The 1,012-nt window shown below is 43.8% G+C and carries 2 pseudogenes; both read right to left on the bottom strand.

The annotated features are described in order from the left end of the window. A pseudogene (locus tag FCV43_RS14640) lies at positions 1 to 631 on the bottom strand (IS4 family transposase); the annotation flags it as partial. 19 nt (positions 632 to 650) lie between these two features. Continuing rightward, positions 651 to 1,012 (bottom strand): annotated as a pseudogene (locus FCV43_RS14635) (IS4 family transposase); the annotation flags it as partial.

Raw genomic sequence — 1,012 nt, 5'->3', positions numbered from 1 at the left:
TTTGTACTTCATTTAAGACATGCCGAGGGACGTTAGTCGCGAGTAACCAGGGCTCTTTCGCGCTGCGTTGGTAGAGATGTGTAGCGGAGTGTTTTTGGCAAGTTCTACTGTGGCGCTGTGCTTTTCGACCTTTATCTAATCCTTTGTAAACATAAGCCTCACAAGGTATTGGTGATCTTTTTGCTAAGAAACAATAGCCAAGGTATTTTGGTTTGTGGACGGCACTTGGATAAAAAGTTTTATTTGAGACCCAAGGCTTATCTGGTTGTTTTATTGACACTTCGCCTCGTACACGACCTAACCAAAACCAACCTTTTTCCTGAACTTGTCGGAACCAGGTATTTCGAAATCCGGCATCAGAGACGATGATTGGGCAGGTACTATTAGGCAAAACATTCTGTAATTTATCGAGGAATGCTTGGTGGCTTTTAGGTGAGTTATATTGGCTATATTCAAAAACTTGCTCAAAGATTGTGATGGCTCGGCCATCAAGAGCAACGGATGCTCTTAAGGTCATATAACGAAGTTGTTCACGAACATCAGACCAATCAACAAGGATGACAGGGCATGGATTGGCTCCGGTTATTAGGTTGGCATGCCATTTATAAATAAGGTCTTTTTCACGATGGAGNNGGCGCTGACGGATCCCCTCATAATTTCCCCAGCCCTGCATTGTGTGTCAACCTTTGATATTCGAACATTCCCCACTGGTATTGAGATTCGTTAATTTGATATCGCCGATGATTCCGAACCTCCCTTCCCAGGCGAGGTATTGATAGGACTCGGCGGTGTTTAATGCTGTTAGCTTGAAAATCAAAATGCCATTTTGCATGGACTGCAATGAGGCCATTCCACCACATCAAGATTTCAGCGAGCAGCGCAATAAGAAGCAGTATATCTAACCGCTTAGTGCAACGAGTTCTATTGTGACGAAGTGCGATCCCATATGCGGTACTTTTCAAATCACGGAATGCCTCTTCAATTTGCATACGTTTGGCGTACAGATTGGTAA

The organism is Vibrio genomosp. F6 (genome assembly GCF_005146325.1).
In the GTDB taxonomy this organism is placed as follows: domain Bacteria; phylum Pseudomonadota; class Gammaproteobacteria; order Enterobacterales; family Vibrionaceae; genus Vibrio; species Vibrio cortegadensis.
The sequence above is the reverse complement of the archived record's forward strand: the minus strand, read 5'-3'. Positions and strand labels throughout refer to the sequence as shown.